The sequence below is a fragment of the Chitinilyticum piscinae genome, from assembly GCF_015223195.1.
Lineage (GTDB): Bacteria > Pseudomonadota > Gammaproteobacteria > Burkholderiales > Chitinibacteraceae > Chitinilyticum > Chitinilyticum piscinae.
Genome location: NZ_JADFUA010000019.1, coordinates 1 through 9743, shown reverse-complemented (window position 1 = coordinate 9743; position 9743 = coordinate 1). Strand labels below are relative to the sequence as shown.

Sequence of the window (9743 nt, the reverse complement as noted above, 5' to 3'; positions counted from 1 at the left end):
GGATCGGCAGCAAGCAGGTGGTCAATGCCGATGGCACCCTGGCCACGGATCACAGCGTCAGCTCGGCACTGGGCACGCTGACGGTGACGGGCTACAGCAACGGCACGGTCAGCTACAGCTACACGCTCATGGACAATGCTTCGCACCCTTCAGGGGCTGGCAACAACAGCATTCTCGATAGTTTCAGTGTCACAGTTATGGACAAGGATGGCGATAGTGCAGCTGCCTCGCTGGATGTGCGGGTGATTGATGATATACCTGTTGTGGATGTCACCAACGGCTGGATCGCCAATCACAGTGGAGGCGTGCTGCAGGGAACACTGGCTGAGATGGGGGCCGATGGTGCAGCCGTGGATTGGACGAGTGCAGCCACCTATATCAACGGGGTGGCAACCCAGCTTAGCTCCCAGGGCGAAGCGATCACAATCACAGGTGTTGCAGGTACCGGTAATGTACTCAGCGGTGTTACTGCCGATGGTGATGTCATCTTTACGCTGACGGGAAATGCGGACGGAACCTACGCGATGCAGTTGTTCCGCGCCATAGACAGCTCCAAACTTTTTGCGAGTGATAGCAATCTGCTAGCTTACGGCGATGGTCCGAAATATGGATATTACCTCTACCAGGGGACGGGCGACCAGCTGATTGCTTTCAGTGCAGGGTCTCCGCCGGATGGCAGTAAAACCTTGCTGGCTACGTTCACCGCGATCAGTGATGGCAGCTCTGCTGAGATCAATATGAGCACGGCGGGTATCGGTGTCGACAACAACAACATGAACACCGGCGAAACCCTGCTCATTGATCTCAATAATGTCGCCAAATTCTCGGCCGTGAAGATCAGTGTCGATAACTACAACGCAGGTGAAGGCAGCTACATCATCTATTACACCGATGGCAGCAACTCCGGCTCGCAAACACTGGTTGTTGATGCCAATGGCGATGCCCTGCTGCAGGCAGGTGAGGGGCAATATATCGATCGACTCGAAATCAGCGGCTCTACCAACGGTGGTTATAAGATCGACGGCATGAATTTTTACAACCTTGATACCTCGCTGGTGCCGTCTATGCAGCTTGGATTTACGGTGAAAGATGCTGATGGTGATACGGCCAGCGGCTCGCTGACTGTCACGCTTGATCAACAGGGCAGCATTGATGGCACCAATGATGCCAATGCGCTGGGTGGCAGCAGTGGCGGGGAAACCCTGAACGGTCTGGGAGGCAATGACATTCTGACTGGCGCCGGTGGAAATGACATCCTGGTCGGAGGGGATGGCAACGACATTCTGTTTGGCGGAGCAGGGAACGATACCCTGAGCGGTGGTGCAGGCTCTGATACCTTCATGCTGGGCGCCGCAGCAAGCTCCGGGGTAGATCGGATTTCCGACTTTACGCTCGGGGTGGCCGGCGATGTACTCAATATCCACGACTTGCTGCAAGGAATGCCGGGGGCATCGGTGCAGCTAATGGCTGATCCGGCCAATTCGGGAAATACACTGGTGCAGTTCAACAACGGGGCTACCGTTACCACCGTAGCTGTGCTGGAGGGGGTTTCCTATACCCCTGATCTGCTTGGCGCGTTACTGGCGGACAATCAGATCCAGCAATAGTCCGTTAATCAGGATCGCAGGCCGGCTGTTGCCGGCCTGTCTATTTTTAGGGGTTTGTTTATACGTTGCCGGGTATTTCTCGTGGCGCCAGTCTATATATAGATTTTATATGTATACCTTTGAAATTCTGCGATTAGCCTACTGACAGCGGTTTTGTCCAGTTCTTTCGATGGTTGCAAACCGTCTGGCGGGACAAATCTTCCCGGATTGATTTGTCAATACCCTCACATAGACTGAAGCACCACAACGCTAAAACAATGTGATGCAGACGCCAGGCTGATACAGCCTGTTTTGCGCCTGGCTATTGACCCTTCACCGGAGATTAGCAATGCCAAAACGTGCCTATCGATTGATTGGTGGCGCTGCACTGATTGTGTGCAGTTTGCCTGTCTTTGCAACCACAGTGAATGAAGCTGTCGAGCAGACCTTGCGCAGCAATCCTGATATCCAGGCAGGCGCTGCGTATCGCCTCTCTACGGATCAGGCTGTCAAAGTCGCGCGTGGCGGCTATTACCCAAAGCTTGATTTGATCGCGGGCGTTGGTTCCCAGCGATATGAATCTCCTGGTATCCGCAGCACTGCGCGCGGGCCGGAAACCATGGATCGCTCGGTGGCCAATCTGCGCCTCTCGCAAATGCTGTTTGATGGAATGGGTGTGCAAAATGAAGTGCAGCGCAACAAGTCGCGCGTTGATTCTGCTGCGTTCAAACTGGCCAGTACGTCGGAACAGACCGGATTGCGTGCTGTCGAGGTTTATCTGGATGTCTTGCGTAATCAGGAGCTGGTCAATCTGGCTGATCTCAATCTGCAGGCCCACCAGAAAGCCTATGACCAAATCAAGATCCGTTCAGAAGGCGGTTTTGGCAAGAAATCCGATGAAGACCAGATGGCCGCCCGACTGGCTCTGGCACAGTCCAATCTGCTGGCCGCACAAGGCAACCTGAGCGAAGCCGAGTACGCCTATCGCAGGGTTGTGGGGCTGGTGCCGGAAAATCTGCTCAAGCCAGAAGTCCCGGATTACCAACTACCGGGCAGTGCTGATGAGGCAGCGGCAGAAGCCTTGTCCGGCAACCCGATCATCAAGTCGGCTCAGGCCGATGTCGAAGCGGCCAAGGCACAGAATGAAGCGGCAAAATCCCTGCTTTATCCGCGCGTGGATGTCGAAGCCGATTATGCATACAACGACAATGTCGATGGCGTCGAGGGATACCAGAAAAATGCACAAATCATGCTGATGCTGCGCTGGAATCTCTTCAATGGCGGCAGCCATTCGGCACGGGCCAGTGAAACACAGCAACTGACGGCACAGGCTCAGGAAGTCAGCAATCGTGTGACTCGCGAAGTCGATGAAAGCTCCCGCCTGGCGTTCAATGCCTTCAATGTCGCGCAGAAGCGGCTGCCATCCCTGAAAGATCATGCGCAATCCAGCGAGCTGACCAGAGATGCCTATGTCAAACAGTTCAGCTTGGGGCAAAGAACACTGCTTGATCTGCTTGATAGTGAAAACGAGTTGTATGTGGCTCGTACAGACTATGTGAATGGCTTGTTTACCGAACTTTACGCGCGCTACCGGATCGCAGCGAACAACGGCAAATTGCTCGGCATGCTCGGCGTAGTTCCTCGTGAAGAGAGTCTAGTCAGTCAGAAATAGCAGGGCAGACCATGACGCTCAGGATTGAAAGCGTTGCTGCGGGTAAGCAAGGCGCAGTGACGCTAGCCGCATATCTCCTGACTATCTGCCTTGCCCTGCTGATGCTGCAACTGTATGCGGGCGGGGCGGATTTTTCCCTGTCTGATACAGACATGGATAAGGCCGAAGCCAAATGGGGCGGGGCCAGAAAGCGGCTACAAGCCTGGCAGAAATTGCTCGAGTCGGGTACTTCATTGCCCACCGAATCTGCCAAGTTGCAGACGGTCAACCGGTTTTTCAACCAGATCAGCTTTGTTTCTGATGCCCAGCATTGGAACAAGCCGGATTATTGGGCGACACCGGTCGAAATGCTTGGCAGCAATGGCGGTGATTGTGAGGATTTTGCCATCGGCAAATACTTCACATTGCTGCAGATCGGTATCCCGCTGAGCAAATTGCGGATTACATATGTCAAAGCCTTGAACTGGAATCCGGTTGATCAGGCCCATATGGTTCTCGCCTATTATGAAACGCCGAAATCAGAGCCCCTGATTCTTGACAATCTGATTCCCGAGATCAAACCAGCCAGCCAGAGGCAGGACTTGATTCCGGTCTATAGTTTCAATGGTGAGGGACTATGGCTAGCCAAGGAACGCGGTTCCGGAAAGCCTGTCGGAGGCTCGGATCGCATCGGCCTGTGGAAGGATCTGACCTCCCGGCTGGGGCAGGAGCTGAACTGATGAATCTGTGCAGGAGGCGCCCATGACTCTGATTCGCCAGCTGATCATTGTGATCATCACCCTGTTTGTCGTGCTGTTTGCCGGCAATGTCTATCTCAGCGTGCAAAGTACGCGCGAATTTCTGAAAAACCAGCTTTCAACCATTTCGCAGGACACGGCGACTTCGCTGGGTTTTACTCTTTCTCCCCATATGGCCAGCAATGATCTGGTGATGGCGGAAAGTGTCATTCGCGCCACCTTTGACAGTGGTTACTATCGCGAGCTCGTGGTGCGGGATGTTGACGGCAAGGTGTTGGTCGAGCGACATGCGCCTGCAGCAATCGAAGGGGTTCCTGGCTGGTTCGTCAGCCGCTTTCCGCTTGAAACTCCCAAGGGGGAAGCGATGATCAGCACTGGCTGGATGCAGGCGGGGACAGTCAGTGTCGCGGCGAATCCGGGATTTGCCTATGCAACCCTGTGGGGGAGCAGTGTGCAGTCATTCTGGTGGTTCTTGCTCTGCTCGGTCGGGGCATTCGTACTGGGCGTCGTGCTGTTGCATTTTGTGCTGCGGCCCTTGCGTGCGGTCGAGTCTCAGGCAAAGGCGATCTGTGCGCGGGAATATCCCGTGCAGCCGAAGTTGCCATGGACGCTGGAGCTGCGCAGCGTGGTTGAAGCCATGAACAGGATGACGCAGAAAGTGCGCGACATGTTTGCCGAACAGGCCGAAGCCATGGAGCGTTTGCGGGCGGATGCTTATCGCGATCCATTGAGCGGCTTTGCCAACCGCCGCTATTTCGACATCCAATTGCGGCATCTTATCGAAACGCCCGAGCTGTTCGAAAGTGGTGCCCTGTTGTTCCTGGAGCTGCGCGATCTGAAGCAATTGAATGACCGCAAAGGCTATCAAGCCGTTGATACCCTGATTGCTGAAACTGCCAAGCTGATTGACAAGGTATGCCAGACCCAGGGGGCTGGCGATGCGGACATTGCACGACTGGCCGGTGGGACTTTTGCCATCCTGCTGGGTAGCACGGCCGATGGTCAGGATGAGCGAATCGCGCGAGCGCTGGTCGCCAGCTTGCCCGATCTGGCTGCGCAAGGCCTGGTGGATGAGGGCGATATCGGTCATGTCGGGATTGCCAGATGGCATGGACAGCCTGCGGCACAATTGCTCGCAGAGGCTGATCTGGCATTGCGTACAGCGCAGGGGAATGAAGCAAACAGCTTCCACCGCCATGAACAAAACCAGGCTCGTGATTTCGAGGCGCTATCCTTGACCCGCTGGCGGCAGTTGCTTGAAGAAGTCATTGCCGAGCAGCGCATCGAGTTGCATTTGCAGACAGTGGAAACCTGTGATGCAAGGCGCGTGGTGCAGGAGGAGGTATTGCTGCGGATCCGCGATGCCGATGGAACGGTGATTCCGGCGGGCTTGTTCATTCCGATGGCCAAACGCCTCGAAATGATCCAGTCATTTGACCAGCTGGTAGTCGACAGTGCCCTCACGAAACTTTCCGGTTCCAGTGGCAGTACCTTGCTGGCGATCAACCTTTTCCCCGCATCCGTACACGATCAGAAATTCGTCAGCTGGTTATGTCAGCGATTATTGCAGGCCGGAGAGTTACGCAAGCGTTTGATTTTCGAGGTTGCTGAATTCGGCAGTGCCGAGCAGCTGGATGATCTGCGTCACTGGGTTGATCAGCTGCATCGGATTGATGTGCGAACCAGCCTGGATCATTTCGGCAAGGGCTTTGCCTCGTTTGGCTATCTCAGCACGCTCAAGCTGGATTTTCTGAAGATTGATGGCAGCTTTATCCGTGGTATCAGCAGCAACAAGGACAATCAGTTCTTTGTCGATGCGCTGGTCAAGATTGCACATGGGCTGGATATTACCGTAATTGCCGAGTCGGTGGAAAACGAGGATGACCGGCGAACTCTGGAGGGGCTACGACTTGATGGCGTACAGGGCTTCGGCGTGAGCAGACCATTGCTCTGGGAGTAAGGGACGATGAGTGTTGCAGCCCCCGCAGATAGTGAGCCCCGACATCACTCCGGTAGCGCTGCCGCGGATGATGCCTTGGCGTCCTGCCTGGTTATTCTTTCGCATTATTACCAGCGTCCCTTCTCCCTCTCTACCATGCTCAAGGGCTTGCCACTCGAGCAAGGGAGACTGACACTGGATCTGTTCCCGCGAGCGGCCGCACATGCTGGGCTTACGGCTAAGGGTGTCAAGCGCTCACTGGCAGAGTTGTCGGCGCTGACACTGCCTGCGGTGTTGCTGTTGAAGAATGGCGGCTGCTGCATTGCAACTAGTATTGATGACAATGCGTGCTGGAGCATCATCCAGCCCGAATCCGGAAGCGGCTACCGCACGGTCAGTCAGGATGAACTTGAGGCCGCTTATAGTGGCAGTCTGTTTTTTGTCCGCCCGGCGTTTCGCTATGACCAGCGTGCCGAGCGTCCCAGGCTGGTCGCAGACAGGAGCTGGTTTCTTGATGCCTTTCGCTTGTCTCGCCCCTTGTATGGCCAGGTACTGCTGGCTTCATTACTGATCAACTGCTTTGCCCTGATCCTGCCCTTATTTGTGATGAATGTGTACGACAGGGTCGTACCAAATCATTCGTTTTCCACACTCTGGGTGCTCACTGGCGGGGTTGCCCTGGTGTTCGTCTTCGATGCCTTGATCCGCGGATTGCGTACCTATTTCATCGATATTGCCGGCAAGCAGATTGATGTTTTACTTTCAGCCTGCACCTTTGAGCATGTAATGGACCTGCAGGTTGCCAGCCGGCCTGATTCGGTCGGCGCACTGGTTAGCCATTTCCAGGAATTTGAGGCATTTCGCGAATTCGTCACATCGGCAACACTCACCACACTCGTTGATCTGCCGTTTACATTTCTGTTTCTGCTGCTCATTTTCTGGTTGGGTGGGCCGCTGGTACTGGTACCGTTGCTGGCCATTCCGTTGATGGTCGGGCTGGGGGTCTTACTACAGCGTCCCCTGCGTGCGATGGTGCAGGAGTCGTTCCGGGCATCCGCACAAAAGCAGGCGACACTGATTGAAACGCTGTCCGCGCTGGATACCATCAAGGCTGTCGGGGCTGAAAGTCCCCTGCAGCGGCGCTGGGAGCAGGTGGTCGGAGAGCTGTCCCGTCTGACAATCCGTACCCGCATGCTTTCTTCAGCAATTATCAGTCAGGCAACCTTCATCCAGCAGCTGGCATATGTACTGCTGGTCGTGGCCGGGGTGTATCAGATCGCCGAGCGTGACATGACTACCGGCGGGCTGATCGCCTGCACCATGCTCGTTAGCCGGGCGATGCAACCGTTCAGCCAGGTGGCGGCCTTGATCAGCCGCTTTTTCCAGGCCAAGGCTGCATTGCAGGGCATGGATGCCATCATGCATCTGCCCATCGAGCGCCCGGAAGGCAAACAGTTTGTGCATCGTCCCGGTTTTGCGGGTGCGATCGAGTTTCGTGATGTCAGCTTTGCGTATCCGGGGCAGGATGTAGATGCTCTTTCTGGCGTCTCCTTCAGTATTGCCCCGGGCGAGCGCGTTGGTATCATCGGCCGGATCGGTTCCGGCAAAAGCACGCTGGAAAAATTGCTGCTGGGATTCTACGTGCCACGATCGGGCTCCGTGTGGATCGATGGTGTTGATCAGCGCCAGATCGATCCGGCTGATCTGAGGCATCACATTGCCTATGTGCCCCAGGATATCTGTCTGTTTTACGGTTCGGTGCGAGACAACATCGTATTTGCAGCTCCGCACGCCGATGATACGGCCATCGTAGAGGCCGCAGAAATGGCTGGAGTCACCGAGTTCGTCAACCAGCATCCGATGGGGTTCGACATGCCTGTCGGGGAGCGGGGAGAGCGCTTGTCCGGCGGGCAGCGCCAGGCTGTGGCGATTGCCAGAGCACTGCTGCAGGATCCGCCATTGTGGCTGTTCGATGAGCCCACCAATTCTTTCGATAACCGCTCGGAAGAGAGTTTCATCCGCAAAGTCGCTGCACGCCTTTCTGGGAAAACCCTGCTGCTGATTACGCATCGGGCATCCCTGCTGACTCTGGTTGACCGGCTGATCGTGCTGGAGCGTGGCCGGATCGTTGCCGACGGCCCCAAGGAACAGGTGTTGCAGGCACTGGCCAGCGGGAGGGTGCATGCGGTTGATTCCTGAGAAATTCTCCCGCTACTTCAGCGGCGATATTGCCTACATGTCCGAACGTTCGGCCGCGATGTTCCTGCCGCCGCTGCGGACTCCTTTCCTGCTGCTGCGTGCTTGCGCACTGTTTTTTCTGGTGGCGGTAATCTGGGCCTACTTCGCCGAAATCGATGAAATTACCGTCGGGGAAGGCAAGGTTATTCCCTCCAGCCAGATTCAGCAGATCCAGAATCTGGAGGGCGGGATCGTCGCCAGGATTCCGGTTCATGTCGGTGAAGTCGTCAAGAAAAACCAGGTAGTCATGGTGCTGGACGAAAAGCGCTTTTCTTCGTCGTTGAGTGAAAGCCAGGCTAAAAATGCCGCGCTGGCTGCCAAGGTGGCTCGTCTGAAGGCCGAGGCCAGTGGTCAGGAATTTGCGCCGAGCCAAGAGCAGATTACTGCCAACCCTGCAATCTACCAGGAAGAAATGCTGCTCTTCCGTTCGCGTCAGCGCGATCTGGAGGCTACTCTGGGCGTACTGCGGCAGCAGGAAGCCCAGAAAGCGCAGGAAACCTCCGAGAAACGCGCTTTGCTCGCCCAGTTGCTTTCAAGTCAGAATCTGCTGAACCAGGAACTGAAGCTGACCAAGCCCATGGTCGAGCAGAAGGTGGCCGCCGAAGTGGAATTGCTGCGTCTGGAACGACAGGCTGCGGATTTGCAAGGCCAGATCGATGCTACTCGCCTGGCGATCCCGCGATTGCAGACGGCTCAGGAAGAAGTGCGGGCCAAAATCAACGGGGCACAGGCAAAATATCGCTCTGATGCAGCAGCGGAACTCAGCGCGGCATCGGCCGATCTTTCGGCGCTCACGGCCGGCAAGGTTGCACTGGAGGACCGGCTGGATCGCACGACCATCCGCTCGCCGGTGAACGGAATCATCAAGACCATCGCAGTGAATACGGTTGGCGGGGTTATTCAGCCAGGTGCGACTGTCATGGAAATTGTGCCCATGGAGGATAGTCTGCTGATTGAGGCACGGATACGGCCTGCCGATGTAGGCTTTCTGCGCCCGGGACAGACCGTCAGCGTCAAAATCAGCGCCTACGATTATTCGATTTATGGCGATCTGGATGCGCGCCTGGAGAACATCACGGCGGATTCGATCAGCAAGGAAAAAGAAGAAAGCTTCTATCTGGTACAGGTTCGTACCAGCAAAAATCATCTGGGCAGCAGTGACAAGCCGCTGCCTATCATTCCGGGCATGCTGGCAACGGTGCATATCCGCACCGGCCAGAAAACGGTCATGGATTATCTGCTCAAGCCGATTGTCAAAGCCAAGACCGAAGCACTGCGGGAGCGCTAGATACGGTTAGGTGTATGGCTTGGAGGACCATGATTATCTTAATCAGTCGGCCCTGAACAATTCGATTTTCACATGACCCCTATCGCAAACTGCGGTTGACGGGCTCCGCTGCCGATCAGCCGCCGGTAACACACCAGCCAAATCAGGGCGCACAGAAGCCGCAGCTTCTTCAGAATCAGCCGCAGGTTGTGACCACAACCACACAACAGGGCGTGAAAGGCATCGCCTTCCGCGCCTTTTAGCCAGTTCCGCCGTAGTCGCCCGTCGTTCTTCATGTGCCCGA

At 55.7% G+C, this 9743-nt stretch carries 6 protein-coding genes and 1 pseudogene; 6 read left to right on the top strand and 1 reads right to left on the bottom strand.

All coding sequences use genetic code 11. The features are described from left to right. From INR99_RS17090 to INR99_RS17065, 6 genes are all read left to right on the top strand, one after another. Positions 1 to 1607: type I secretion C-terminal target domain-containing protein (locus INR99_RS17090; protein ID WP_194117544.1), on the top strand; the 1607-nt coding region annotated here is incomplete at its 5' end. A 328-nt stretch (positions 1608 to 1935) separates the two neighbouring features. Then, positions 1936 to 3258: a TolC family outer membrane protein gene (locus tag INR99_RS17085; protein WP_194117543.1), complete on the top strand. Its 1323-nt coding sequence runs from the start codon at positions 1936 to 1938 to the stop codon at positions 3256 to 3258. A gap of 11 nt (positions 3259 to 3269) precedes the next feature. Continuing rightward, entirely contained in the window at positions 3270 to 3977 is a 708-nt protein-coding gene (locus INR99_RS17080) for a transglutaminase-like cysteine peptidase (RefSeq protein WP_228098423.1), read from the top strand. A 22-nt stretch (positions 3978 to 3999) separates the two neighbouring features. Then, positions 4000 to 5955: a bifunctional diguanylate cyclase/phosphodiesterase gene (locus INR99_RS17075; RefSeq protein ID WP_194117542.1), complete on the top strand. Its 1956-nt coding sequence runs from the start codon at positions 4000 to 4002 to the stop codon at positions 5953 to 5955. Positions 5956 to 5961: 6 nt separating this feature from the next. Further along, positions 5962 to 8133: a type I secretion system permease/ATPase gene (locus INR99_RS17070; RefSeq protein WP_194117541.1), complete on the top strand. Its 2172-nt coding sequence runs from the start codon at positions 5962 to 5964 to the stop codon at positions 8131 to 8133. Further along, positions 8117 to 9460, top strand: a complete 1344-nt coding sequence (locus tag INR99_RS17065; protein WP_228098422.1) for an HlyD family type I secretion periplasmic adaptor subunit — start codon at positions 8117 to 8119, stop codon at positions 9458 to 9460. Before INR99_RS17070 ends, INR99_RS17065 begins: the two co-directional genes overlap by 17 nt. A gap of 68 nt (positions 9461 to 9528) precedes the next feature. Here INR99_RS17065 and INR99_RS17060 read toward each other — a convergent pair. After that, positions 9529 to 9743 (bottom strand): annotated as a pseudogene (locus INR99_RS17060) (hypothetical protein); the annotation flags it as partial.